Source organism: Pseudomonas fluorescens (genome assembly GCF_000968015.1).
Taxonomy (GTDB): Bacteria; Pseudomonadota; Gammaproteobacteria; order Pseudomonadales; family Pseudomonadaceae; genus Aquipseudomonas; species Aquipseudomonas fluorescens_W.
Genome location: NZ_LACH01000017.1, coordinates 240,017 through 265,499, shown reverse-complemented (window position 1 = coordinate 265,499; position 25,483 = coordinate 240,017). Strand labels below are relative to the sequence as shown.

At 60.7% G+C, this 25,483-nt stretch carries 18 protein-coding genes; 4 read left to right on the top strand and 14 right to left on the bottom strand.

The window, feature by feature from the left end; genetic code table 11:
* Positions 1-5: 5 nt before the first annotated feature.
* Positions 6-1,403 (bottom strand): NorM family multidrug efflux MATE transporter, encoded by a 1,398-nt coding sequence (locus tag VD17_RS10885; protein WP_046053950.1) that lies wholly within the window; start codon positions 1,401-1,403, stop codon positions 6-8.
* Positions 1,404-1,562: 159 nt separating this feature from the next.
* Between VD17_RS10885 and VD17_RS10880 the strand changes: the two genes are divergently transcribed.
* Together VD17_RS10880 and VD17_RS10875 are read left to right on the top strand one after the other, a co-directional pair.
* Positions 1,563-2,483, top strand: coding sequence for a LysR substrate-binding domain-containing protein (locus VD17_RS10880; RefSeq protein ID WP_046053830.1), 921 nt, complete (start codon positions 1,563-1,565; stop codon positions 2,481-2,483).
* 183 nt (positions 2,484-2,666) lie between these two features.
* Entirely contained in the window at positions 2,667-4,643 is a 1,977-nt protein-coding gene (locus VD17_RS10875; RefSeq protein ID WP_046053829.1) for a methyl-accepting chemotaxis protein, read from the top strand.
* Positions 4,644-4,766: 123 nt separating this feature from the next.
* Here VD17_RS10875 and VD17_RS10870 read toward each other — a convergent pair whose 3' ends face one another.
* Genes VD17_RS10870 through VD17_RS10820 form a run of 11 tightly spaced genes read right to left on the bottom strand, consistent with a single transcriptional unit; the run spans position 4,767 to position 21,216 of the window.
* Complete coding sequence (locus tag VD17_RS10870; protein ID WP_046053828.1) at positions 4,767-6,209, bottom strand: vWA domain-containing protein; 1,443 nt, start codon at positions 6,207-6,209, stop codon at positions 4,767-4,769.
* Between the two features lie 56 nt (positions 6,210-6,265).
* Positions 6,266-6,772 (bottom strand): hypothetical protein, encoded by a 507-nt coding sequence (locus tag VD17_RS10865; RefSeq protein ID WP_046053827.1) that lies wholly within the window; start codon positions 6,770-6,772, stop codon positions 6,266-6,268.
* A gap of 4 nt (positions 6,773-6,776) precedes the next feature.
* Positions 6,777-7,511, bottom strand: a complete 735-nt coding sequence (locus VD17_RS10860) for a hypothetical protein (RefSeq protein WP_046053826.1) — start codon at positions 7,509-7,511, stop codon at positions 6,777-6,779.
* A 34-nt stretch (positions 7,512-7,545) separates the two neighbouring features.
* On the bottom strand, positions 7,546-9,090 hold the full coding sequence (locus tag VD17_RS10855) for an SUMF1/EgtB/PvdO family nonheme iron enzyme (RefSeq protein WP_046053825.1): 1,545 nt from the start codon (positions 9,088-9,090) through the stop codon (positions 7,546-7,548).
* Entirely contained in the window at positions 9,080-10,303 is a 1,224-nt protein-coding gene (locus VD17_RS10850; protein ID WP_046053824.1) for an ABC transporter permease, read from the bottom strand. The genes VD17_RS10855 and VD17_RS10850 overlap by 11 nt, the downstream gene beginning before the upstream one ends.
* Positions 10,287-10,988 (bottom strand): ABC transporter ATP-binding protein, encoded by a 702-nt coding sequence (locus VD17_RS10845; protein ID WP_046053823.1) that lies wholly within the window; start codon positions 10,986-10,988, stop codon positions 10,287-10,289. The genes VD17_RS10850 and VD17_RS10845 overlap by 17 nt, the downstream gene beginning before the upstream one ends.
* Positions 10,989-10,998: 10 nt before the next feature.
* Entirely contained in the window at positions 10,999-12,990 is a 1,992-nt protein-coding gene (locus VD17_RS10840; RefSeq protein ID WP_080931990.1) for a vWA domain-containing protein, read from the bottom strand.
* Complete coding sequence (locus VD17_RS10835) at positions 12,990-14,033, bottom strand: hypothetical protein (protein ID WP_046053822.1); 1,044 nt, start codon at positions 14,031-14,033, stop codon at positions 12,990-12,992. The genes VD17_RS10840 and VD17_RS10835 overlap by 1 nt, the downstream gene beginning before the upstream one ends.
* 3 nt (positions 14,034-14,036) lie before the next feature.
* Positions 14,037-16,748, bottom strand: a complete 2,712-nt coding sequence (locus tag VD17_RS10830) for a putative virulence factor (protein WP_046053821.1) — start codon at positions 16,746-16,748, stop codon at positions 14,037-14,039.
* Positions 16,745-19,810: a virulence factor SrfB gene (locus VD17_RS10825; protein ID WP_046053820.1), complete on the bottom strand. Its 3,066-nt coding sequence runs from the start codon at positions 19,808-19,810 to the stop codon at positions 16,745-16,747. The genes VD17_RS10830 and VD17_RS10825 overlap by 4 nt, the downstream gene beginning before the upstream one ends.
* Positions 19,811-19,827: 17 nt before the next feature.
* Positions 19,828-21,216, bottom strand: coding sequence for an SrfA family protein (locus VD17_RS10820; RefSeq protein ID WP_046053819.1), 1,389 nt, complete (start codon positions 21,214-21,216; stop codon positions 19,828-19,830).
* Between the two features lie 267 nt (positions 21,217-21,483).
* On the opposite strand from VD17_RS10820, the gene VD17_RS10815 reads away from it, so the two are divergent.
* Positions 21,484-22,695, top strand: a complete 1,212-nt coding sequence (locus tag VD17_RS10815; RefSeq protein WP_046053818.1) for an aldose 1-epimerase family protein — start codon at positions 21,484-21,486, stop codon at positions 22,693-22,695.
* A gap of 5 nt (positions 22,696-22,700) precedes the next feature.
* Here VD17_RS10815 and VD17_RS10810 read toward each other — a convergent pair whose 3' ends face one another.
* The gene (locus VD17_RS10810; protein ID WP_046053817.1) at positions 22,701-24,194 is read right to left on the bottom strand and encodes a YifB family Mg chelatase-like AAA ATPase; all 1,494 of its coding nucleotides are present in this window, start codon (positions 24,192-24,194) and stop codon (positions 22,701-22,703) included.
* Positions 24,195-24,479: 285 nt separating this feature from the next.
* Here VD17_RS10810 and VD17_RS10805 point away from each other — a divergent pair, with 285 nt between their 5' ends.
* Positions 24,480-24,758 carry a HigA family addiction module antitoxin gene (locus VD17_RS10805; protein ID WP_046053816.1) on the top strand — a complete coding sequence of 93 codons (279 nt, stop codon included), beginning with the start codon at positions 24,480-24,482 and terminating at the stop codon, positions 24,756-24,758.
* On the opposite strand, the gene VD17_RS10800 is transcribed toward VD17_RS10805, so the two are convergent.
* Entirely contained in the window at positions 24,755-25,282 is a 528-nt protein-coding gene (locus tag VD17_RS10800; RefSeq protein ID WP_046053815.1) for a BRO-N domain-containing protein, read from the bottom strand. The two genes, VD17_RS10805 and VD17_RS10800, sit on opposite strands and share 4 nt — an antisense overlap.
* Positions 25,283-25,483 lie beyond the last annotated feature (201 nt).

Here is a 25,483-nt window from a genome sequence, read left to right as displayed (position 1 = left end):
GGATCTCAGTCAGGCTGGGCGACCGGGAAACTATTTCGCGGCGCAGGCTCCTGCCGAATCATCTTTTTCATCTTCCACTCAAACGCCCACGTCAGGCTCACCGCCGCGCACGCCAGCCCCAGCGCTAACCCCCACCAGACACCCGTCGGCCCCCAATTCAAATGGAAGGCCATCCACCAGGCGGCCGGCGCGCCAATCAGCCAATAGCAGCCCAAACCCACCAGGAATGTAGTCTTGGCATCTTTGAGCCCGCGAATGCAGCCCATGGCGATGGTTTGCGTGCCGTCGAACAGCTCGAACCACGCGGCGACCGCCAACAGGCTCACGGCCAGGTTGATGACGTCGCGAAACGCCGGGTCGTTGTGGTCCAGGAACAAACCGATCAACTGATTCGGCAGCAACCAGAAGACCATGGCGAAGGCAAGCATCGATGCCGCGCCAAAAGCGATGCCGACCCGTCCGGCCAGCCGTGCATCCAGAAGTTGCCCGGCACCGTAGTGCTGCCCGATGCGCATGGTGATCGCGTAGGAAATCCCCGCCGGAACCATGAACGCCACCGAGACGATTTGCAGGGCGATCTGGTGTGCGCCCATTTGCGTACTGCCCATGGTGCCCATGCACAGCGCGGCGAACGCAAACAATCCGACTTCCACCGCGTAGGTGCCACCAATCGGCAGGCCCAGGCGCCACAGTTCCTTGAGGTACTGACGGTTAGGCCGCGACAGGCCTTGGCGCAAGGGATAAGCGTCGTAGGCCGGATGCCGACGGATGTGCCAGGCCAGCGCCAGCGCCATGCAGTTGGCGACAACAGCGGTAACCAGCCCGATGCCCATCAACCCCAGTTTCGGCAGACCGAACATGCCGGTAATCAATGCGTAATTGAGCAGGAAGTTAGCCACGGTGCCGCCGAGGCTGATGACCATCACCGGTGTGGCCCGGCCGATGGCGCTGGTGAAGCCGCGCAGGGCCATGAAGCTCAGGTAGCCGGGCAGGGCGAACGGCAGGATCAGCAGAAACTGCCCGGCCGCGTGGACGTTGGTTTCGGTCTGGCCGAACAGCAGCAACACCGGTTTGAGGTTCCACAGCAGCAGCCCAGCCACCAACGCCATCAACCACGCCAGCCATAACCCGGCCTGGGTCAGCCTGGCGGCGCCGACGATGTCGCCGGCACCCTGACGGATGGCCACGAGGGTGCCGACCGCGGCGATCACGCCAATGCAGAAGATCGACACGAACGAGTAAGTTGCTGCGCCCAGGCCGCCACCGGCCAGCGCCTCTGGACTCAGGCGCGCCATCATCAAGGTGTCGGTGAGGACCATCAGCATGTGCGCCAACTGCGAGGCAATCAACGGCCCCGCCAGCCGCAGGATGGCCCAGAGTTCGGTACGTGCTGGATGCTTCATGGTCATCACGCTCGATAATTAAAGAGGGACAGGAAAGCGTCGATTCTCGGCGCTCTACGGGGTTTGCACAAAGGGATAAAAAGGATGGGTTGCATGATTCAAACTCATGCTGGAAAGTTTCTGCTAGGGTGACCGAATCCCGCTACAGGAGCTTTCCGTATGTCCCGTCGTCTTCCTCCCTTGTATGCCCTGCGCGCATTCGAAGCGGCGGCGCGGCACAGCTCGTTTACCCGTGCGGCCGAAGAACTGTCGATCACCCAAAGCGCGGTCAGCCGACACATTCGTACGCTGGAAGAGCATTTTGCCTGTCGGCTGTTTCACCGCAGTGGGCGCAATCTGCAATTGACCGAGTCGGCGCGGTTGATCCTGCCCGGCATTCGCGAAGGCTTCACTGCCCTGGAGCGGGCCTGCAATACCTTGCGCGCCGAAGATGACATCCTGCGCATGAAAGCGCCGTCGACCCTGACCATGCGCTGGCTGCTGGCACGGCTTAGCCGATTTCGGCACCTGCAACCGGGCAACGAGGTGCAATTGACCAGCGCCTGGATGGACGTCGACTCGGTGGACTTCAACCATGAACCGTTCGACTGCGCCGTCATCCTCAGCAACGGGCATTTTCCGCCGGACTGGGAGGCGAGTTTCCTGTTCCCGGAAGAGCTGATTCCAGTCGGCGCGCCGAATCTCCTGCAGGATCAACCGTGGGATGTCGCACGGCTGGCCAATGCCGAACTGCTGCACCCGACACCGGATCGTCGCGACTGGCGCAGCTGGCTGGAACGCATGGGGCTGGCGGATCAGGTGTCGCTCAAGGGCGGGCAGGTGTTCGACACGCTGGAACTGGGCATGATCGCCGCCGCCCGAGGTTATGGCGTGTCCATGGGCGATCTGCTGATGGTGGCGGAAGATGTGGCTCAGGGGCGTCTGAGTTTGCCGTGGCCAACCGCCGTCGCCAGCGGTGAGAAATATTACCTGGTCTGGCCAAAAACTCGCCCCGGTGGTGAACGTTTGCGCAGGCTCAGCGACTTCCTGCAAGGCGAAGCCCGAGCAATGGAATTGCCCGACGTTCAACACCTGGGCTGAATCGATATAGCTGCCGCAACGGCGGCCTTGAGCCATACCCCGGTTATTTACTCAAGTATTCGGATTTTCCGCCGAAGATGCAGGTGGAACCTTCGTGCAGGTTCGACGCAATTCCCATTATTAGAATTTTGCTGAGTGTGCAGCCAGATCAAGGATGATCCGGTCGCTCGGCCAGGAGCTGTCATGCCTCAACCCCGTGCCCGGATCGCCTCACAGCTTGGTCTTGCGCTTGCCGTGATACTGGCGATTGTCATCAGTGGCAGTACCGTGTTCGCCCTGCGTTCGCTGGACACCGCCAACCTCGCCACCCGCGAAGAGCACCTGGCCAGTGAAGCCCGGTTGCTGGCCGATCAGTTGAGTACCTTTCACGGCACGTTGCGCGAAAGCACCCAGCGCCTGAGCGGTCTGTTCGAGAAGCGCTTCAGCGCCGGTTTGAGCGTGCACCCGGATGAACCGGTGGCGGTAGCGGGCGCGCAGACGCCGGGCCTGCACCTGGGCAGCGAAGTGCTGAACAACAATTTCAAGGAAGTGGATGAGTTCAAGCAAATGACCGCCGGCGTTGCGACGGTGTTTGTGCGCAGCGGCGAAGACTTCATCCGGGTCAGCACGTCCCTGAGCAAACAGGACGGCAGCCGGGCCATCGGCACGCTGCTCGATCACGCGAACCCGGCCTATGCCCGCTTGATGGCGGGGCAGGCCTACGTCGGTCGCGCCTTGTTGTTCGAACGCTCCTACATGACTCAGTACACCCCCGTACGTGACAGCGGCGGTAAGGTGATTGCCGTGCTGTTCGTAGGATTCGACTACACCGACGCGCAGAACGTGCAGTTCGCCAACCTCAAGCGCTTCCGTATCGGCCAGACCGGTTCCCTGGCGCTGCTGGATGAACAGAGCAAATGGCTGGTGCCGATTGCGGGCGTACAAGCGCTGGATCAGGCGACCCCGACCATCGTTGGCTTGGCGAAGACGCCGGGCAAGGGCAAGTTCTGGAGCGACAAGTCCGAAGATTTCTACAGCATTGCCGTACCGTTTGAAGGCGGGCCGTGGTCGGTGGTGGCGAGTATGCCGAAAACCGAAATCCGCGCCGTGACCTGGAGTGTCGGCATTCAATTGGCGATTGGCAGTCTGCTGGCGATGTTGATCGCTGTGGGTACGGCGGTCTGGTTGCTGCGCAGCAAACTCGCGCCGTTGGGTGATCTGGTGCGTCAGGCCGAAGCCTTGGGCGCCGGTGATTTGAGCGTGCGGCTGAACGTATCGAGCAATGACGAAATCGGTCAGCTGGCCCGCGCGTTCAACCAGATGAGCCAAGCGCTGTCGACCATGGTCGAGCACATCCGCAAGGCTTCGCAAGAGGTCAACAGCCGCGCCCAGGCCTTGTCCGGTCTGTCCGGCGGCGCCTATGAAGGGATGGAGCAGCAGTCAGGTGAAATCACCAGCATGGCCGGCGCCGTGGAAGAGTTCAGCGCAACGTCCCTGAACATCGCCGACAACATGGGTCACACCCAGCGTTTGGCCCAGGAAAACGCACAGCAAACCCAGATCGGTCGTACGTCGATGGACGAAGCGTCCTCGTCTCTGGAGCAAATCGCTGGTGCGCTGAACAGCACGGCAACAGTGATCAATACCTTGGGTCAGCGCTCCCAGGAAATCGGTGGCATCGTCGGTGTGATTACCTCGATTGCCGATCAAACCAACTTGCTGGCGCTCAACGCCGCCATCGAAGCCGCTCGTGCCGGTGAGCAGGGGCGTGGTTTTGCCGTGGTAGCCGATGAGGTTCGCAACCTGGCTTCGCGTACCCGCCAGGCGACCGATGAAATTTCCGGAATGATTCAAAGCATCCAGCAGGAAACCGGTAACGCCATCAGCACTATGGAGCAGGGCAATGTGTTGATGCAGGAAGGCCTGTCACGCAACGCCAATGTCGCCAGTGCCCTGGCACGGATCGATGAGCAAAGCCATTCTGCCGGTCAGCAATTCGCGGCGATCACCACCGCGACTCAAGAGCAGAGCAGTACCGCCACCTTGCTGAGCAGCAACCTGCAAAGCATTGCCCTGGCGAACAGTGAGCAGCGCGAAGTGGTGTCCAATCTGGCGATCACCGCCAAAGAGCTGGAGAAGCTGGCGGCGGACTTGCGGCATGAGGTTGACCGGTTTCGTTGAGGCGCCTCTGAAATAGCTTTCGCGAGCAGGCTCGCTCCCACAGGTTTTGTGTCGATCACAAATCCAATGTGGGAGCGAGCCTGCTCGCGATGGGGTCACCTCAATTCAGGATCTGCCCCCAAGCTAGTCACACTTGGCATTACTCGACACTTCCTTGCTCGCCAGCTTCAACTGCTTGCCCAACTCCGCCGCATTGGTGCTGTTGTAAACCCGGCCACCGGTGTTTTCAGCGATGCAACGTGACGGGCCACCGGCACCGATTTTCACTACGTTGACCCGCAGGCGTGGTTGTTCCCTGGCGATGCGACGGGATACCGCGCAGGCATCTTTATCGCAACCGTCCTCGCCGTCGACGAACATCACGATCACTGCATCGTTATTGCGCCCGTCGACCTTGCTGGCGGCGTAGGCCAGGCTGTCAGCCAGTGGTGTGCCATCGTTGGGAACCAGACCGCGAATCCCGTTGATCAGCCGCGGGCGGTCGCCCAGCTTGAACACGCCCTGGTCCGGTGTTCTTTCGCAACCGGCGAAGGTGATCAGGCGCGTGTCGATCTTCGGGTCCAGCCCATTGATCATGCCGGCCAGCGATTCCTTGGCGACGTCCATGCGGCTGGGCTTGGCGAAGATCTGCATGGTGCGGTTCGGGTCCAGGTACTTGTTCATCTCATTGCCGAAGAACCAGTCCTCGTCGGCTTTCACCGACTTGATGTTCAAATCCATCGAACCCGAGGTGTCGAGTACCACCACAAATTGCGGGGGCACGGCATCAGGCGCTTTTTTGCGGCATGCGTAGTTATCCAGCGTCGGGGCTGGAGGTGGCGGCGGTGGTGGCGGTGGCGGTGGCGGCGCGGCCACGACCGGTTTTGGTGGTGGGACCGGCTTGGGCGGCGGCACCGGTGCTGGCGCGGGTTCTGGTTTCGGAGCAGGTTCCGGTTCAGGTTCCACGACAGGCTCGGGAATCGGTTCAACCGGTTTCTCCACCGGTTTTTCCACTGGCGTCACCACCGGCGCTACCGGTGGAACCACGACAACCGGTTCACGGTGCAGGAACCACCAGAGCCACAGCGCCAGAAGCAGCAACAGCAGCGCAAGCAAGGCCGCCGCGATCCACCAGCCACGGCGCGACGGCGGTACGACCGGCATCACAGGAACCACCGGCGGCACGATCGGTTTGGGCGGACGCTGGTTCCAGCGCACCACCAAAGGCTCACCGTTGAGGCTGTAGAGTTTGTCCAGCTCAGGCGCGCCGAGCAGGCTGCGCAGGTCTTGCGCTTCCGTCGCTTGACCGCGTCTTTGCAGTTCGTCCGCCAGCTGTCCGAGGGACGTCTGACGCACTTCATAGGTTTCCAGCAAACGTCGTTGCGCGTCCTCGTTGAGGTCGGCGTAGGGCGTGGGTTGGCCACCCAGTTCGGTCCACCATTCCAGCACGTCGCCGCTGCCCATCCGCGGGATGGCAAAAAGGCTGGCGACGGTCGGCGGAAAGTGTTTCTGGATGAGGGCGACTTTGGCTTGCAGTGCACTCATCCCCTCCGATGTGGCTTGCGCATCCCTGATGACCCGCTGCATGACGACGATTCCTGAAAAAGTGCAGGCCTCCATCGGGAGGCCTGCGGGGTGAAAAGTTACTCTTCGTAGCCGAGGCTGAATTGCAGCTGATTGACCTTCTTCTGCAACGCCTTCAGCTCTTTCTGCTTGGCCGCCAGCGTCGCTGGCGTTGACTTGGCCGTTGGTGCTGCTTGCGAAGCCTTGAGCTGCTGCTCGAGATCGGCGATCTGCTTTTTCACCTGGGTTTCATTGCCATGCCGGGCCTTGAGCGAGGTCAGCAAATTACCCAGCGACTGATTCAGCGCCGCCTGGGCTTTCTGCTGGCTGGCCAGGTCGGTTTTGGTGCTGAGCTGCTGGGCCTGAATGTTCTCGTACACCTGACGGAACATTGCGTTTTGCTGACGGGACTCGCTCAGGGCCTGTTCTTTCTGCTTGACCTGATCGCTGTAACCACCAGAGTAGTCGCAGTTCATCTTGGTCAGCATGCTGCTGTCGCGATTGGTCGCATCGCATTCGCCCGGCTTGGTCGCGCAACCGCTCAAGGCCAGGACGGCGGTGAGGACCGCCAGTTGTCGTAGCGTCATGTGCTTAGCCCAGGGTGATTGCGGAGCGTTGGCTGTATAGACCGTCGACTTCCTTCTGCAGGGCAGCGACTTTCTGGTTCATTTTCTTAATGTTCATGTCCACCTGCTTGATCTCGGCACCGGTGGCGCCTTGTGCACGCTCGGCGTCTGCCACCTTGGTGTACTCGGTGACTTTGACGCGCATGTTGCCGAGGTCTTTACGCAGGCGCGCGATGTTGGAATCGATCTCGGCGATTTGCGCCTGGGCCTGGCTCCTGTCGACTTTCTTGTTGGCGATGTCCTTTTTGATCCGGGCGATTTTCGCCTGATCATCTTTGATCACTTGCTGAGCGGTCGCGGTACGGGCGATCACGTTCTGGGTGTCTTGTTCGACGTCGCTGTTCATTTTAGCCAAGCGGGTGGAGGTGTCGGCGTATTCGCTGCGACGCTGATCCAGATAGTAGTTCGCGCCCATGGCCACGCCACACGCGGTAATACCGGCGGCGACGGCGCAGACACCCTTGTTGTTGCTGTTGGACAGTGCGCAAGCGAGGATGCCGACACCGGCACCGACGGCGCAGGCCTGGTAGCCGGACTTGCTGAAGAACTCTGCGTCCTGGCCCTGGGTCAGGCGCGGGTCGGTTCCGTCGCTGTCGCCGAGCATGGAGCTACCGGTGTTGGCGCAGCCCGTCAGCAGCAGGCTGCCGGCGACAACGAAAGCGATCTGTAGCTTGAAGCGAGTCCAAAGGCTGCGCGACATGGTGAAACTCCTCGGTAACGGTGTTGAAATGTTGTTATTGAGTAACGGTTTTGCAGCTGTTCAGCCAGGCTTCAGTATCGATCTTCTGCTTTTGCAGGAACGCCTTCTGATTGGCCCAGTGGGTGCGCAAGTAAGGTTTGAGGTCTTGCAGCTGTTTGTTGCGGGTGATGATTTCGTCCATCACCGGGACCTGCGTTTCAAGCAATGGCTGGCCGTACAAGGTCGCCGATTCCACCAGGCTGCTAGCGTAGTAACGGCTGAGTTTGTGCAGGCGATCCTTCTGTTCGTCTAGCTTGCCTTTGCGCATGTCGCAACTGGCGTCTTTGTCCGCGCTTTCGCAATTGAGCTTGTAGTTCTTTTGCAGGAAGTCCACATATTGGCCGTCGTCGAGCATCTTGGTGCACAAGAATGCACCCAGATTGAGGCTGGCGCGAATCGCCTGGTCGCGGGTTTCTTCCTGCTGCTGGTTACTGGCGCGCAGCTTGTTTTCCAAGGCCTGGAGTTTTTCCTTGAGCGCTTTGTCTTCGACGCCCGAAGCGAGGCTGTTCAGAGATTGAACGGTGCCTTTGTCGGCGGATTCGGTTTCCTTGCTGCCGGTGCCGAGTTTCTTCCAGCTGCTTTCAATGCTGGCGACACGTTCGCGAGAGGTGAGGGTCGGTGAGACCATGACCAGGCGCAGGCCGGTGGTTTTGTTTTTCACCTGACCGTCGGCGTTGTAATACGGCTCTTCCTTGCGCAACGCAGTTCGCAGGTCGGCCTGTGCGGTCAAGTAGTTGCCGCCACGCACCACATAGCCGCCGGCCTGACCGTGCTGGCGATCAAGTTTGTTCAGGCGAAACGGCTCGAACATCATTTCGTCGACGTTGCCGAGCATGTCATGCAGACCCAGCGGATTGGGCTTTTGCAGACCGGACAACTGCACTTTGCCGTTGGATGATTGCGCCCCGGCGAACCACTCGTAGGCATTGATGCCCTCCGGCATCGGGTAGTGCGTGTCGCGAAACTCTGCAGCAGCGACTTCCAGCCCGCCGCGCGCGGCGAACTCCCACTCGACTTCAGTCGGCAGGCGCAGGAAGCCCTGTGCGCCGTCCTCTTTGGGCAACTTGTCGGCGGCGTTTTTGCGCAGCCACAGGTTGTACTTGTCGGCGGCTTCGATGGCTTGCACCCAGCTCACGGCCGTTTGCGGCACGCGCATTTTGGTGGCGGCGGTGGGGCAGGTTGCTTCGGTCAGTGCGGCGTATTGCAGCTGACTCATCTCGTACTTGGCCATCAGGTAGTAGCGGGACTTGTCGTTTTTGGCCCCGGTAAAACTGCCGGCGATAAAGGTCGGGCGGGTCTGTTCGACATAGCCATATTCCGCGCCGTCCTGACCAATGTTGATCGGGTAATCGTCGAGCGGGCCGGCCACCGGAATGAACACCTTGCGAAATACCATGGAGCCTTCGCAGGGCATCGGCAGCACCACGTCGGCGGCGTCCGGCATCGGGTTGTAAAATTTCTCTTCCCAGCCCGCCGCCGAGGCGTCGAGCACATAGCCGAGGCTCAGGGGCAACAGCAAGCCAAAACGTTTATAGCTCACGCAGACTCTCCGCAGGTTGGATGTTGATGGCTCGCAGGGCGCCGATCACGGCCACCAATGCAGCGACCAAAAAAGTCAGGAGCAGGGCGGCAAGGCCATGCCAGACAGTGATGTGGCAAACGAAGGTGCCGGTGGCCTGACTGCTGCCGAGCAAGTAGTCGAACAGATGACTGCCGACTGCATAAAACCCCAGCCCGCCAACGTAGCCGGCCAGGCTCAGTACCAGCGCTTGCAGGACCACGAAACCGCCGACGGCCCGCCGCTTGAAACCTAACAGACGCAGGACCGCGAGGCTTTTGCGCTTGCGGTCGATGTTGGCCAGGAACGCGCCGACCATCGACGCCACGCAACCAATCAGCGCCGCCACGGCGATCACGCCGAAGATCAGCCCCAGCACATGGTTGATGGCTTTGACATTGTCGATGTCGGCCAGCCGGCTCGACGTTTCGATGTGTTGTTCGTTGAGCCAGTGCTCCAGCGGTGCGACTTGATCGATGTCGCGCGCATACACGCGGGCGCGGGCATACAGCGGTTGCAGATTGCCCAGAGGCTTGCCGGTGATAACGCCGAACGCACTGACCTGATAACCGTCGCGAAAGCGCTCCAGATCCAGCAGCAGCGGCGGAGCGACAAACCCGGCCGCGCGGCCGAAGCGGGCGCCGTCGAGCACCGCCAGCACTGTCAGGGTCATCTCTCCTCGTTCATTGACACCTTCCAGGCGACGCAACGCACGCAGTTGCACGCTGTCGCCGGCCTTGGCCTGTAACCGTTGCGCGGCGCTGGCGCTGAGGATCACTTGATTACCGACAGGGGTGAGCGACGACAGGTTCAGCTGTGGATCGCCCGGTTCGGTGGCGATGATCTCGGCGCCTTCGACAAACCGTTGCATGCCGATCAGCAGGTCAGCCTGGGTATTGAGCGAGCGCGTCTGGCCGAGGGCAAAACCGGTTTCGGGGCGCAAGCGCAAACGCTCGATCCAGGCCGTGTCGTAATTGCCGTTGCTGAGCATCTTCACTTCAAGGTTGCGCGGGTCGCGCAGCAGTTCGTCCTGCAACTGGCTGACCACCCCGTGCTTGAGCCCGAACAGCAGCAACAACGGCGCAATCACCGCCACCAGCGACGCGGCGATGCACAGCGAGACCTTGCGGTCGTACCAGAGGTCTTGCAGGGCCAGTGAGCCCAGCAGGCGCAGTCGTTCAGTCCATCGGTTCAAACGATGTCTCTCCCTCACGGCTGATCGCACCGAGGCGCGGCAAGCCGAAATCCTTCAGCAAGGCCCAGTCATGGGACACAACGAGCGCGCTCAGGCCCATGCTCGACACCAGGCTCAGCAGCAACTCGAACAAACGGCGGGCACTGTGGGGGTCGAGCGCAGCGGTGGGTTCGTCGGCCAAAAGCAACAGCGGTTCATGGGCAATTGCCCGCACGCAGGCCACGCGCTGACGCTCGCCGATCGACAACGCTTGAGGGTGTTTATCCAGCAACCCTTGCAGGCGCAACACGTCAACCGCATGGTCGATGTGCTCGCTCTTTGCCGGCATCCCGAGCAACCGGCGCGGCAGGCTGATGTTGTCCCGCACGCTCAGGAACGGCAGCAAGCCGCCGCTCTGCAAAATGAACCCCAAGTGCCGCGAGCGCACGGTCGCCAAGGCTGGCTGGTCGTCGTTGGCAAGCAGTTGGGCGATATCCTGACCCTGCGCTGCGCCCAGCCGAAACCGCTCGAGCTCCATCGGTGCCAGCAACAGGCCGATGGCTTCGAGCAACGTGCTTTTGCCGCTGCCGCTCTCGCCGGTGATGGCGAGGATTTCCGCAGGCCCGACCTGCAAGTGGGGCAGGCGCACGTGATGGGCCAGCGCGCCTTCACCACGGCGCACCAGCAGGTTCTTGATATCGAGCATCGGCGTCTCGTTAAGGCATCATTTCCAGAGGTACGGGGTACACGTTGTCCCGTGCATCGCTGTCCTTGGCTAAAGCCACCCAGCGGTCGACATCCGCGTTGTAACGCTGGTAATGCCGCAGTTTGGTGTTCAGCGTACGGATGAATTTCTCTTGCGCCAGACCGTCCCAGCTCTTCCAGGTCTCTTCATCCAGGTTCAGCACTTCACTCTGATAGGGCAGGTCTTCGAGGTACTCGCCGAGGACGCCCATGTCCGCCAGTTTGGCGTTGCTGTTCTGCTTGAGCTGATTGGGATCGGCGCCCATGGTTGCGGCTACCGAACGCAGGCGATCGAACATTTCCGTCGGCGAAATCAGGCCTTCGTTGGCGGCGTCGAGGATCTTCTTCATCACGTCGCTCAAGTCGCTGAGCTGTGACTTGGTCAGCAGCACCCGCACATCGGTGGTCGGGATGTTCTGCTTGATCAGGTCACGGTCGGTGATCCACGCTTTGAACACCGGCGGCGCCTTGCTGTTGGTCTTCTCGCCGAGATACGCGAGCTGCATGGCGTGGCCGATCAGCGCCGCGTCTTCAAGCATTTTCTTCTCGGCCGGGTCCTGCTTGGCGTTCGCCGCACTGCCGATGGCGTCTTCGCCCATGTAGGCGGCTTTCACCTGTGTGGTGATCGCGGCGGCCAGTGCGTCGACCTTGCGCCCGAATTCATTCACATCGCCAGCGTTCACCGGGTAGTACAGCGAGGTGTTGGTGCCCGGGTAGGTCGACAGGTTCCGGTACTGCGCTTCGGCCTTGGCGTGGTCCTTGGCCCCGGCCGGTGTTTTCAAGTGCAGGGTATAAATCGCTACGCCCGGGTTGGCGGCTTCCATACGCACCTGCGCGGCGCTCAAGCCGGTCTTCGACAGCTTGTCGTCGCCTTCGATGGCGCCCGCGTCGGTGATCAGCACCACGTAGCGCGCGCCGAACTGGCTCCAGTCGACCTTGTCAATGCTGTCCATGACGCCGGCAAACGAGTCTTCATCGAAGCTGCTGCTCGACACGTTGGCCTGTTTGAGGTCGGCGATCTTGGCGAAAAAGTCGGCGCTGTCTTTCACCTTGGTAGGGTCGGCGTACATCTTGGTGGTGTATTCCAGCCCCGGCACCGCTTGGGTGTTGGAGCGGAAAGCGACCATGCCGAACTTGACCTGCTTGCCGAGGTTCTGCGCTTCGATCCGCTGATAGACCTTGCGGATCGCCTCACGAGTACGGTCAATGTACGGGTCCATCGATATCGTCGAGTCGATGACAAACACCACCGCCGCACTGAATTCTTTCAGTTGGTTGGACGTTTTGTCCGCGGCTTCCTTGCCGCCGGCCGCGCTGTTCGCAGCACCGCCCTTGGCATTCTTGTCATCTGGCTTGCTGACCGACGCGACGTTGAGCAGGCGCGTGCGGAAACCGCCTTCGGTCATGACTTCTTCGCCGCTGAGCACCGGCAGCAGGTAGAACTGCTTTTGCAGGTCGACGAAGTATTCAGGTTCTTGAGCCAGTACGCCCGGTGCTTGTTGGCCTTTTTTCAGCGTGGCCCGCAGCGGCGCGACTTTGCTGACCGGGTCCGGTGCATCGAGGATGCCTTCGACGGTGGCGCGGTCCTTGAAGAACAGCAACCGGTCGCGGTTGGCCGGGTTGGTGAAGGCCAGTGTCAGCTGCATCTTCCAGTCGGTGGTGCAGCTGGCAGGAAGCCAGCCAATGGTTTTGCCGTAGCTGTCGGGGCCGACTTTCAGCCATTCGGCGTTGTTCGCCTGGGCGCGCTCGTACACATAAAAGCGGCTGAAGACCGGTTGTGCGTCACCGGCGGCACCGCCCGCTGTCGGGCTGATCTTGCAGCCCGGCGTGGTCAGCACGCGTTGGAACAGGGTCTTTTTACCGGCCTGGATCAGTGGTTTGTCATCGGCCTGGGACAACGGGCTGATACACAGCGCCAACAATGCGGCGCCGCTCAACAGGAATCGACTCACGGACGAACGCATCACTTCTGCAACTCCTCGAAACGCTGCTTGGCTTCGGCATTGTTCGGGTCCTGGGTGAGGATGGTTTCGTACCAATAGGCCGCCGTGGCGTTGTCCGCGGCCGGGAAGCACTCGCTGGCCTTCAGGTATTTAGGGTCGTATTCACGGGCATAGGCGTTGGCGATCAGCGCGTCACCGGCCTGGGCACGGTTGGCGTACAGGCGCTGGGCGACACCGCAGTGTTTGCCGGCCTTGGCCTGGTTGATGATCTCCAGCAACTTGGCACTGTCGGGCGCAGCCTTGATGCAGGTCTGGACGAAGGTCAATTCGGGCAGGCTGTTCATGCTATCGAGGGTGCAGGCTTGAGCGTCGGCGCCGGCCGGTGCGGTGGTAGGGGCTGCGGCCACCGGGGCAGGCTCCGGGGTGCGTTTGTAGAACCAGAATCCGGCGCCCGCGGCCAGCAGCAACACCACGACAATCAACAGGCCGATCAGGCCTTTGTTGCTTTTCTTCACCGGTGCGGGAGGCGGTGTGTAGGCGGACTCGGTGAGCACCGACTCCAATTCCAGTTCTGGCTCGACGGTGGAAAGAATCAGCTCAGGCAACTCCGGGATTTCCGGTGCTGGTTCCGGTGCATTCGGTGCCGGTGCATTCGGCGCCGTCAGTTCGGCGCCACCGTACGTTGAGCGCGTCTGACCGCCGGCCGTGGACGGCAGCAAGCCAACGCCTGGCCGAACAACGCCTTTATCGGCGTTGCCTTGGCTTTGTTCGCGCAGTTCGATCTGGAATTGCGAGTTAGCGCTGCCTTCCAGCAGCGGGTCGACCACGTCCGGGCCGACCTGTGCTTCCAGGCCTTCGCCGCTGGCCGTGATGTTGAAACGCGAGACCTTGAACCAGAATGGATTGTTGCTCCAGGCCTTGTGGTCCTGGAGGTAAAAACCATCCTGGTTACGCTGAATGGAAAACTCCAGCTGTTCCTCGCCACCCTGCCATTTCTTCACAGTGAGGCGGGCCTGACCAGGCACATTGGGCTCTAACGCGAGCAGGTCGACACGAATTGGCATTGCTTATCTCGCTGTGAAGGCTGTGAGCACGTGGCCCAGCCGTTCGTTCTGTTCAGGGGTGATTTCACGTCCGGCGCCATGGCCGGCATTGTCCTGTGTGAGGTAGGCCAGGCCCGAGAGCCAGTCGCCGAGATACCGTTGCGCCTGATTCGCTGGTTGCGCCGGTAGCACGGGCACTTGTCCCGGGCCGATGTCGGTGTAGAACGAGAACAGCGGCGCCTTGGCACCGGCGCGGCTGTTCGGACGCTCGCTTACCGGCTTCTGGAGGTAGCCGAACCAGGACACGAAATCGCGCAGTACCCGTTGCACTTCCAGTACCTGGCGCTCGACCAGTTGATCGCGCCGTGCGCCGCTTTGTGCACGCTTGAGGACCGCACGGCTCAGTTGCCCCGGCAAATCCTGGCGATAGCCGGCGGTGATCAGTTCGTCGACCACTGCCTCCAGCAATGCTTTTTCCAACCCCAGGAGGTTGAGCAGGCTTTGCCGGGTGGTCAGTTCACGCAGGTGCGCAATCCAGGCCTTGAATGCCGCTTTGGCGAATCGGTGTTCATTGCTTTGCAGTTCGGGCGCCGGGGTGCCGGTGTTGCTGCTGACCGGCGCGTCGTGGCTCAGGTCGTCACCGAAATCGAAGTCGAAACCGGCGTCATTGCCGTACAGGCTCTGGCTCGGTGTCGGGGCGACTGGTTCGTCGTTCGCGGCCGGCTCTTCATCAGTTTCGTATACGCCACTGAGGTACAGGTCGCGGACCTCTTCGCTTGGCATGTCGAGTTGATCGATCAGCTCACCGAGCACTGCCGGGCGACGGCCCAGGCCGGTCAGAATCATCTGCGCCTGGGCTTTTTTGGCGGCAGCGGCACCGTCGCCGTCGGCGTGGTACCAGGTGCTCAGACCGTGAGTGGTCAGGCCTTCGAGGCATTCGCTCAATTGTTCGCGGATGCGCTGCAATTTGAATTCGAGATTGGCCACGCCTTTGAAACTGCCGCTGAAGTGGCTGATGCCACCGTCATCGTTGCGCAGCATTTCTTTCCAGGCGTTGGCAGGATCGTGGATGTGTTTGCACACCAGGTCGTTGCTGACAAAGCTTGTACCCAGGGCGTCGACTCGCTCCTGGTAGCTGGCATTGAGGCCGGTTTCCGCACCCGTCGCGTCTTGCTCGATGAACGCCGCGTCCATGCGTGGTTTGCGCACCAGGTAGGTGTTCTGGAACGGTGTGCCGGCCCAGTCGCTCATCCAGCTCAGGCTGCCGAAGCGCTCCAGCATGGTCAGCTTGACCATGCCGTTCCAGCTCTCGTCGTACTGATCAGGCGTCAGGCTCAGGGAATTGGTGATGCGCAGGTCGAGCATGGTCAACGCCCAGATCAGACCGGTGTCGCGCTTGCTGCGAGCGGCCGAGTCAGCGCCCTGGGTCTTTTCGATCCAGCGGGTCAGCACCGGGCCCACGTCGTTGACGTCGCTCTGCTTGGTCGAGCCGGTGCAGACCACCAGCGCGTTCATTTCCTGGTTGTCGGTGTAGCGCTCGAACAGATAGGCGACCTTGCCGCGCAGGATCAGCTGCGAAACGGAGTTGTCCTTGGTGGCGGATTGCGGGTCGTTGGAATCGGCGATCTCGTGCAGTTTCTTGCGCCCGCGATAACCGGGGAAGTCCAGCAAGTCGACCTGATTGACGATGTCATCCGCCGGCGCTTCGATCAGGCGGAAGGTCATTTCGGCGGTCAGTGCCGCCAGTTGCGCGACCGCAATGCCCTGACTGCTTTGCAGGTGACCGCCAACCAGTGGTCGAACATCAATCGGCAAGTCCCGCGGGCTGCCGAAGCGTTCGAGGATGTCGACGTTCATGATGCTGTCGCGCTGGCTGTAGGTGTCGTTTTCGAAACTCACCAACGCCTTCAATGGCGCGAACACGGTCTCAGGCAGGCCCAGCGTGTGCAACGCGCCGGCCAGTTGCTGGTACACGCGCGTCAGCTCGCTTTGCTCTCCCCACAGGATGGAAAACAGCTCGGCGCGTTCCTGGAAATTCAGCCGAGGCGCCAGTTGCAGCGCCGTGGGCCAATACAGGTGTTCGAGTTTCTTCACCGAGTTGCGGAAGTTGTCCCGCAGGTAATCCCACAGCGACACCAGATCATCGGCGTTGACGCCCGTTTGCAGTGGCCCGGTTTCACGGCCTTCGAACGGCTTGAGTACGCGCTGGATGCGCTCTTCGTCGATCTCGTAGGAAATGCGCTCGAGGTCGAAATCCTTGAACCAGGAGTTGGCGAGAATCTTCGCCAGCTCGATTTCCTTGAACAGCGTGAGCTCTACCGGAAAGTCATTGTCCTGACTCTCCGTCGCCCGACGGCTGAAGCGCGTCACCAGACCGGTGGCTTCCTTGCCGCCACCCACCGGGTTGATGTGCTTGATGAAGTCCAGGCGCTGGCCACCGAAATCAGTTTCCAGTTTGCCGTTCTGACCGGCGGCGAGGGCCGAGATCAGGTAGGACTTGCCGGCTTGCGACAAGCCGAAAAAACCAATGGTCATCGGCGTGCAGGCCACGCGACCGAGGCTGTGAGCCAGGTTGCGGGCGCGGTGCAGGCGGATGTTCAGGTTGTCGGCTTCGCTGTCCAGGCGTGGCGCGTTGCCGCGCGTCTGGGCAATCCAGTCCAGCGCCTGACCGGCACCGTTATAAACAGCGGCCCAACTGGCAGAGAGCTGAGTTTGATCGGGGGTCAGATCATTCATTTGCGTTTCACACTTCCACTGTCGAGCCAGTACTTGGTCTCGCTCAGGCCGGCGTCAAGCATGGTGTTGAGTTCCAGCTCGAGGTCGCTGCGCGGGTTGAAGTTGACGTTGTTACTGTTGGATTCGATGTCGCGAACCGAGAGGCGGTCGCTGACTAGATCCTGCTTGCGTGTGTACTTGTCCGCCGGCTTGACCTCGAACCGCACCTTGAGCAGCGGCGCGCTGCCGTTTTCACCGATCGCGCGGGAAAACTTCTCCCGACCGGCCTTGGTGAACCGCAAGGTATACAGCGGCGAGGCGGCCCAGCGGTCGGTGGCCAACTGACGGAAACCGAGGCGCAGATCGCCGCGCATTTCCAGTTGTGGCGTGTCGGCGGCATCGCCAACACCGATTTCCGGCAGCTTGATTTTATAGTCTTCGGACTGGATGTCGCGGTACAGCACGTCGGCATCCTTGATCACGTTGTTCAGGTCGATCACGCCGATGTGCTTGACGGTCGAATACGGCTTGAGCGCCGAAGCACGGAAGTAGAAGTTCGGCACGCTGTGGTTGGCGCACAACAGGCAGAGCATGGCGCCCACCGACGCGGTGCTTTTCGGGTCGTCGATCCGGCCGTTCTTGTGGAACGGGTACCAGCCGCCAGTGCGGTAGTTTTGCAGCGCCAGAATGCGCCCCGGTGGCAGCGGCAGCACCTTGCGAATGAATGCCTGGATGCCAGGCAGGCGGGAAGGGCGGCCGGTCAGCAGCAAGACATCGCACGGGTAATGCGCGACCACTTCACACAGCGCACCGAGAATCTTGGTGATGTTGATCTGGTCGTTGAGGAACGCGGCGTGAAGCTTCTGCAGGTCGAAACTGATCGGCGCGTCATACAGGTCGAAACCGCTCTGACCGCCGACATCGCGGCGCACCGCGGCGTTGACGTAGTCGAGCACGGTCTGGCTGATCGCGTTGTCGCCGAGCAATTGGCGGTAGCTTTGCGGGGTGACTTCTTGTGGCACTTGCGGATCGTAATGCTCGTACGCCTTGAGCAGCGCCAGGCCCAGCGGTGCGAACACTTGCAGGTTCAATTGCTGGCGCAGGATCATGTCCTGGGCACTGACCGATTCATCGCCACACAGGCGTGACATCAGCGAATCCGGGGCTTTCACACCGGCGTTCTGCAAGGCTTTTTCGAAGCTCGGCAGGATGAAGTCCTGAATCACGTCCAGCAGGATGTCATCGCCGGCCACTTTGAAACCATCGCGAAAACGCTGCTCGGGCACGATGTGCACGTTGCTGCCGCTGCCGGTGTTGCCGGCACGGTCGAGGCGATAGTCAGTGATCACCAGGTCCGTGGTACCACCGCCGATGTCGATGGTCGCCAGGGTGATGCGTTCGCGGTCGGTCTTGTCTGGCCGGGCGATGGTGTCGAAAAACTCTTCCGGGTGACCGGCGAAATTCTCGTTGACCTCGGTGTACAGGTACACCAACTGGCCGCAGGACGCTTCGTCCCATTCCACGCGGATGCTCGGGATCGGCGTACGCGGGCTGACGGCCTGATCCTGATGTGGGTCTTCCTCGCCGGCATGCCAGCCGAGGCTTTTCCACACCAGGCCGATGGCTTGCAGCATGCGTTCGTTGAGAATGCTGCGCTCGGCCTGCGGCATGCCCGGCGGCACGGTCAGAGTGATGCTGTTGAGCTGGCGCGGCACGCGGGTGTGCCCCTGACGCGAGCGCTGGGCCGGGCTGTTGATTTGCGACAGCGCCTGGGCCAGTACTTCAGCGAGCATGAAGGTCATCAACGAGCTGCGCGAATAACGCGGCATGAACACGGGCAGGCGATCGTCTTCTTCGAGGCTGTAAAGCGCCTCGCCGGTTTCATTGATCAGGTGCGAGAACGGCGCGGCAGTGGCGTACGGCTCGCTGTCGGTCTTGATGTACGAGCAGTTGAAGCGCCAGCCGTGGCCGTAGGCGTTTTCGTCCCACAGATAACGTTTCGGGCTGGACAGGCCAGTGGAGCCTTCGGTACCACGGCGACGACTGGCCAGACGGCTGGCCTCATTGCCGACGCGGGCAATAGTCGCCCATTGGAACGCATCGTGCCGGCCGCTTTTGACCGAGCAGTGGTCCTTGCCGAAGTACGCCTGGGCGAATTCCACACGGCTTTCGAACGGCAGGCTGTAAGTGTGTTCGGGGGTGATCAGGTCGCGCAGTTCCAGCACGTAGTTCTGTTTCAACCCGGAACCGGCCTGACCGTGGTTTTCGATCAGGATTCCGCAGGTGCGCGAGTTGCCGACGTCCAGCACCAGGTCCACCGGAATCGGTTTGACCAAGCCATTGCTGTCGTTGGCGACGACTTTCAGCTCAGGGATTTCAACTTTCGCACGGCTCGTCGACTGCTGGGCGGCGGACGGATTGCTCAGCAGACTGAGCAAGTTGAGGTAGTGCGCCAAGTGATAGTTGGCACGGATGTCGGTGTCCAGCTCTGCGCGCGAGCGGTGGGCATTGCCCTCGTTGAACACTTCCAGCAGCCACTCATTGACCCACGGCTGGGCCAGGAACCAGCGGGTTTCGCTGGCCTTCGTCGCCAGTTTGAAGGACACGCCGGAGCTGATGTCTTCTTCGTTTGGCGCCAGGTAAGCGGTGCCGTCACGCTTGGGCATCACGCGGCTGTCGAAGGCCATAGTCAGGCGGTGGGTGTTGCCGTCGATGTCGGGTGTCGCCAGTTTGACCAGGCGCATGCGCGACCAGTTGGTCGGGCCTTCGTCGAAGCGGTACGGCGGCATGAAACGGAAAAACGGGGTCGGCAGCCAGACACCGTCGAGCAGCTCGAGGCTGCTTTTCATGTCGACGCTGAACGCAGGTTTGGCTTTTTCGACCTTTTCCGGCTCCGGCTCGTAGAAAAAGAAGTCTTTCTCTTCGTTGTACGACAGGCGGCAGATCAACCCGCTGATCATCGGCGCGAACTCGCCCGCCGGTTCTTTGCGAGGATCCAGGCGCAGGGCGAAATCCATGAACTGGATGCCGGTGTCGCTGACCAGCGTGACGGTGTCTTCGAATTGGGTGACTTCAGGCAACATGTCGGGTTATTCCGTTTTTATTCGGCCACGTGCCGCATGGACATGGGGAATTGTTCTTTGCCATAACCGCCGGTGCAGTCTGCGACGGTGGTCGCCCCTTTGCGGCAGTTGACCTTGGGCATGTCGTAAGTGCTGCCATCGCCACACACGGCCTGGCCCTGACTGTCGATGGCCAGGCTGCCACCCTTCATAGTAGCGCTCACCGGCCCGCTGCATTTCGTGCCGTCGGCCTGGTGTACGGTGACTTCGCCCTTACCGTCCTTGAGCTGGTATTCCAGACGCAGGGGTTTGCCGGTTCGGCGATCCTGAATACCGGCACCGGCGCGGAACTGACCGTCGAGGAACTTGGCGGCACCGTCGGCGGCGTCTGGCGGAATGCTCAGGGGAGGGCCGGGTTTTGCGGCGGCGGATTTTTCGGCCTCGGGCGATGTGATATCCGGCGGCGCGGTTTTGTTTTCGGGCGGGGTGGCGGGCGATTCGGCTGCCGGGTCTTTGGCTGCGTCTTTAGCTGGGTCTTTGGCCAGGTCGGCCGGCGCTGCATCAGCCTCGTTGCCCTCAACGGCTGGCGCTTCCACGTCCTGAGTTCCGGTCACGGCAGTACCGGTGCCGGTTCCAGTGGTGGAGCCTACAACGGTGCCCGTCACTGGAACGCCGTTCAGCGTCGTGGCATTGCCGGTCAGTTGCGGCTCTTCCAGCTGTTTTTCCACCGGCACGATGCCCTCAGGCAGCAGGTCTACCGCCACCAACGGAATCGGCACGCAACCACGCAAACCGAGCAACAGCCACAAAAGCAGCAGCAGGAACGGCAGCAGCAACAGCCACCACCAGCGACGCCACCACGGACGAGCAACCACCGGCACGACGGGCGCAACGACAGGCGCGGCTTCGACCACAGGGGGCAGCGTAAACGCGGGCGGAACCTGATAGAGGCAGTGCAGGGGATCACGATTGCCGGTACCGGCATGCTCGAAACCCCAAAAGGTCAGCACCGGCTTGCCTTGCACCAGGTAGACGAAATTCTCATCGGGGAAATGAATCACGCGCTTGAGCAGCTTGCCGAACACGGCTTTGTCGCCTTGCTGCTGTTCGCCGGAATCAGTGCCCAGGAAACGCTGGCTCAATTCCTCGAGCGCGGTCTTCAGCGCTTCGAGTTGGCGGCGGGCAGGGGCGCGTTCTTCTTCAGTCGCGCTGCTCCACGGGATCACATCGCCGTCGAGGCCGCTGTACCAATCGATCTGGTTGCCAAGTTCATCGCTTTGAGGAATGGCCAGATGATCGACCATTTCAGGGTTCTTGCGGCGAATGGCTTCGCGCAATTGCAGGGCCGCCCGGTAAACCGGTTGACCTGTCTCGCCCAGGGCAGTGAATGACCCGCTCTTACCGCTGCGTAATAGTGCCCCGCGCATTCAAACTCCATATGTTCTGTTGCGCAAAAATGACAGACAAAGGTGTCTGTTCTTGCTCCTGCAATTAGCCGGCGACCTTAATGTCATAATGATGTCGCCGTCAATCAGCCGGAGGCCTCGAAACCGTATGAGACTAGCGTAAGCGTGCAGAGGTTGCATGGGGTCAATTTTTATTCGCCTGGGGAGGCTCGGGCGTAAGCATTTTAAGCTTGCTGAATCGTTTCATCAGCGCTATAAAAAATGCACAACTCCAAGAAAGGCTTCCCCATGACTCCGCTCAAAATCGTCGTTGCCTTTGGCGCGCTGTCCGCCTCCCACGCCATGGCTTGGGACTATGTCCTGCTCGACAGCGACAAGGCTGCCCAAAACTGGCAGATCACCAGCCAGCAACTTGGTGTGAAAACCGACAAACCCTTCTCTGTGTCCCTTCGTAATTTGCACGGCGGTCGGCAGGAGGGCGTCAGCATCGTCGATATCGATAACGGCACAATGAAGCTCTCGGTGGTCCCCACTCGCGGGATGAACGTTCTGCAGGCGTCGGTCGGTAATGTGCGCATGGGCTGGGATTCGCCGGTCAAGGACGTGGTCAATCCGTCCTTTATCGAACTCAACGGTCGCGGCGGGCTGGGCTGGCTTGAGGGCTTTAACGAACTGGTCGCCCGCTGCGGCTACGAGTGGGTCGGTCACCCTGGCATGGATAACGGTGAGCTGCTGACGCTCCACGGTCGCGCCGCCAACATCCCGGCCAGCAAAGTCACTTTGCACATCGATGAAAAACCACCTTACGCCATCAGCTTGCGCGGCGAGCTGAAAGAGCAGGCGTTCAAGAAAGTCGACTTCTCGGTGATGACCGAACTGGTCACTGAACCTGGCAGCGCAGCGTTCACCCTCAACGACACCCTCACCAACAACGGCGATTATCCAAAGGAATACCAAGCGCTGTACCACAGTAACTTCAGCACCCCATTCCTGGAGCAGGGCGCACGCTTTGCTGCACCGGTGAAACAGGTCTCGCCGTTCAATGACAAGGCCAAAGGGGATCTGCCGGATTGGCAAACCTACCGCGCGCCGACCAAGGACTACGACGAGACGGTCTACAACGTGGTGCCTTATGGCGACGCCAAGGGCGACACATTGACCGTGCTGCATAACAAGGCCGGGAGCCTTGGGGTGTCGGTTGGATTTAATACTCAGCAGTTGCCGGTTTTTTCGTTGTGGAAGAACACGGATACGCAGGGGCAGGGGTATGTGACCGGGTTGGAGCCGGGGACGAGTTTTTCCTATAACCGTCGGTATCAGCGGCCGCTTGGTTTGGTGCCGATGATTGGGGTTAAAGAGCAGAGGCAGTTTCAGATCCGGTATAGCTTGCTGGCGGATAAAGGGGCTGTGGATAAGGCTTTGAAAACGGTGAGCGAGATACAGGGTGGTCGGGAGACTGAGGTGCGGCAGGCGCCGTTGGTGGATTTGACCAAGGAGTGATTTCATCAGCTGGAGGTTGGCCGGTATTGCAGCGCTTCAGCCAGATGGCCACGAGTGATGCCATCCAGCTGCTCAAGGTCTGCGAGGGTTCGCGCTACCTTGAGTAATCGATGTGCGGATCTCAACGACAAGGTCAGTCGTTCGCAGGCTGTTTCGAGCCAGGTTTCGTCGATTGTGGATAACTTGCAGTGTTTTCGCAGACCTGGCAGATCAAGGAATGCGTTGGCGCAACCTTGGCGTTTGTGTTGCCGCTCCCGGGCATCGGCGACCAGCACCGCAGCAGTGGCGGTGTCATCGCCGGGTTTTAGAGCAGGATTCAACGCCGTGGCTTCGCGAGCGACGGTCAGGTGCAGGTCGATCCGGTCCAGGAGAGGTCCCGACAATTTGTTGCGATAACGCTGGACCATGTCCGGTGTACAACTGCATTTGCCGCTGGGTTCGCCTAAATATCCACAGGGGCAGGGGTTCATCGCGGCCACCAATTGAAAGCGCGCCGGAAACCTCACGCGATCCTTGGCGCGTGAAATCACGATGTGCCCGGACTCCAGCGGCTCCCTCAAAACCTCCAGAACTTTACGGTCGAATTCCGGAAGCTCATCGAGGAAAAGCACGCCATGATGGGCGAGGGTAATTTCGCCGGGTTGTGGCTTCGATCCACCGCCCACCAACGCTGGGCCGGAAGCTGAGTGATGGGGCTGGCGGAAGGGTCTTTGCGGCCAGTGGCTCAAGGGCACGCAACTGGTGACGGATTGAATGGCTGCGACTTCCAGCGCTTCATTTTCGGCCAGTGGAGGAAGCAGGCCTGGCAAACGACTCGCCAGCAGCGTTTTCCCGGTCCCGGGCGGTCCGCTAAACAGCAGGTTATGAGCCCCAGCTGCCGCAATCAGCAATGCGCGCTTTGCCGAGATTTGCCCCTGCACCTCATTCAAGTCGGGATACGGCTTGCTGGCGTAGAGCAACCCGTTGGAAACGTAGGGCTCAACCGGCGAATGTCCATTGAAGTGCGCAACGGCTTCCAGCAGGTGATCCACGGCAAACACCTTCAGCCCCGACGCAAGGCACGCCTCCTCGGCGTTCGCCCGCGGCACCATCAGCGAGCGCCCGGCCTTTCGTGCGGCCAGCGCAGCCGGCAACACGCCCCTCACAGCACGTACCGCGCCTGACAGCGCCAATTCTCCCAGGCATTCAATGTCATCCAGCGTCAGCGTCGGTACTTGCACGCTGGCGGACAGAATCCCCAAGGCAATCGCCAGATCAAACCGCCCGCCGTCCTTCGGTAAGTCCGCAGGCGCGAGATTCAGCGTGATGCGCCGCGCCGGAAATTGCAGGCCTGAATTGATGATCGCGCTGCGTACCCGATCCTTGCTTTCCTTCACTGCTGCTTCGGGTAAACCGACCATCGTCAGTGACGGCAGACCGTTGGCCAGATGGACTTCTACGGTGACGGCGGGCGCATCGACACCAATCTGGGCGCGGCTGTGGACGATGGAGAGGGACATGGTCGTTCCTTGAGCTTTACGGGAACCGCTTCCTGCGGTTTTTTGAAGGGTAGTCGGGGGCGCGTGACGGCGCAGGCGTCAAATTTTCGCAGGATGTTGCGAGTGTCTTTCTGATGGGTGAAGCGTAAGGGAGTGGGGATTTGCGACGTAATCAGTCGCGGGATGATGTTTTTGTAGGACCTTGCCTAAATCAATGAAGGATTCCGGCGAAAGGGTGTGAGTGCTGTTGTCTGTCTGGCAGGGTTGCTTATGATCATCGATTGATCGGTGACTTCGGAGAGGAAAATGAACAGTAGTGGAAGGCGACCGGTTCATCCCGGCGAAATCCTCAGGGAGGAGTTTCTTGGGCCGTTGGGCATTTCAGAATCAGCTTTCGCTCGTTCGTTGGGCGAGTCGTTGAAAGCGGTAACCGAAATCGTGATGCACCAGCGTAGTGTCAGCGCTGATCTGGCAGGGAAGCTATCTCGTTGCCTGAACACCACGCCCGAGTTCTGGCTGAATCTGCAATCGACTTACGATCTGCGTAAAGCCGAAATCGAACGTGGTTGCGCTTTAGCTACCTAAAGCGATTGCAACACCCGCGAAGCGCGTTTCCACCACGGTGCATTAACCGCACGCTGTTGCCGTTCACTGTCGGGCAGCATGTGCGGAACATCCTGCAACCGAATCCACGGCTGGTTATTCCAGTGCAGCAAACTCAACGACATTTCTGGCCAGTTCAGCAGGCTCAGTATCGGGCGTTCGGTTGACGTCGGTTGTTGGGCATCTCTAAGGGCTGGCACCACGTCGTGGGTCAGCCATTCGCGCAGGCCTCGGTATTCGGGGCAGTAGTGGTAGACCAGCAGGGCGTAGACGCCGGACTCGCTGATTAGCAGGGTGTTTTCGATGGTGCCGTGGGTGAGGACTCGCGCGGACTGATGTTGATCGGGGTCGAGTTTGCGGACGGCGCGTTCGTCGAGGTAGAGGCGAAGCAGGCGGCCCAGGTCTCGGGCGTTGAACCAGGGTTGGTTTTGCAGGAGGAGGGCGTGGAGGTGGAGTTTGTGGCGGGTGAAGACTTGGGGAGTTAGATAAGCGTCATCACAATTCATTGATACAGCTCCTTTTGCTAAGAGGGCTGCCGACAATCGTCGCCAAACAATTGGGTGGCAGTTGTACGCAGGTTGGCGAACCGGAGCAAAAGGAACCCGGCAGACCCGAAGATCTCCCACGCACAACCGCCATGACTCGAGGATGGTCGTCGTGCTCCTTAAGCTTCCAGGTCGCCAAACCCAGTGCTGAACATTCAGCTG

Excerpts from the sequence above, each read along its gene's own strand:
- VD17_RS10885 (WP_046053950.1), bottom strand. The coding sequence starts at position 1,403 with ATGAAGCATCCAGCACGTACCGAACTCTGGGCCATCCTGCGGCTGGCG.
- VD17_RS10880 (WP_046053830.1), top strand. The coding sequence starts at position 1,563 with ATGTCCCGTCGTCTTCCTCCCTTGTATGCCCTGCGCGCATTCGAAGCG.
- VD17_RS10875 (WP_046053829.1), top strand. The coding sequence starts at position 2,667 with ATGCCTCAACCCCGTGCCCGGATCGCCTCACAGCTTGGTCTTGCGCTT.
- VD17_RS10870 (WP_046053828.1), bottom strand. The coding sequence starts at position 6,209 with ATGCAGCGGGTCATCAGGGATGCGCAAGCCACATCGGAGGGGATGAGT.
- VD17_RS10865 (WP_046053827.1), bottom strand. The coding sequence starts at position 6,772 with ATGACGCTACGACAACTGGCGGTCCTCACCGCCGTCCTGGCCTTGAGC.
- VD17_RS10860 (WP_046053826.1), bottom strand. The coding sequence starts at position 7,511 with ATGTCGCGCAGCCTTTGGACTCGCTTCAAGCTACAGATCGCTTTCGTT.
- VD17_RS10845 (WP_046053823.1), bottom strand. The coding sequence starts at position 10,988 with ATGCTCGATATCAAGAACCTGCTGGTGCGCCGTGGTGAAGGCGCGCTG.
- VD17_RS10840 (WP_080931990.1), bottom strand. The coding sequence starts at position 12,990 with ATGCGTTCGTCCGTGAGTCGATTCCTGTTGAGCGGCGCCGCATTGTTG.
- VD17_RS10835 (WP_046053822.1), bottom strand. The coding sequence starts at position 14,033 with ATGCCAATTCGTGTCGACCTGCTCGCGTTAGAGCCCAATGTGCCTGGT.
- VD17_RS10830 (WP_046053821.1), bottom strand. The coding sequence starts at position 16,748 with ATGAATGATCTGACCCCCGATCAAACTCAGCTCTCTGCCAGTTGGGCC.
- VD17_RS10825 (WP_046053820.1), bottom strand. The coding sequence starts at position 19,810 with ATGTTGCCTGAAGTCACCCAATTCGAAGACACCGTCACGCTGGTCAGC.
- VD17_RS10820 (WP_046053819.1), bottom strand. The coding sequence starts at position 21,216 with ATGCGCGGGGCACTATTACGCAGCGGTAAGAGCGGGTCATTCACTGCC.
- VD17_RS10815 (WP_046053818.1), top strand. The coding sequence starts at position 21,484 with ATGACTCCGCTCAAAATCGTCGTTGCCTTTGGCGCGCTGTCCGCCTCC.
- VD17_RS10810 (WP_046053817.1), bottom strand. The coding sequence starts at position 24,194 with ATGTCCCTCTCCATCGTCCACAGCCGCGCCCAGATTGGTGTCGATGCG.
- VD17_RS10805 (WP_046053816.1), top strand. The coding sequence starts at position 24,480 with ATGAACAGTAGTGGAAGGCGACCGGTTCATCCCGGCGAAATCCTCAGG.
- VD17_RS10800 (WP_046053815.1), bottom strand. The coding sequence starts at position 25,282 with ATGAATTGTGATGACGCTTATCTAACTCCCCAAGTCTTCACCCGCCAC.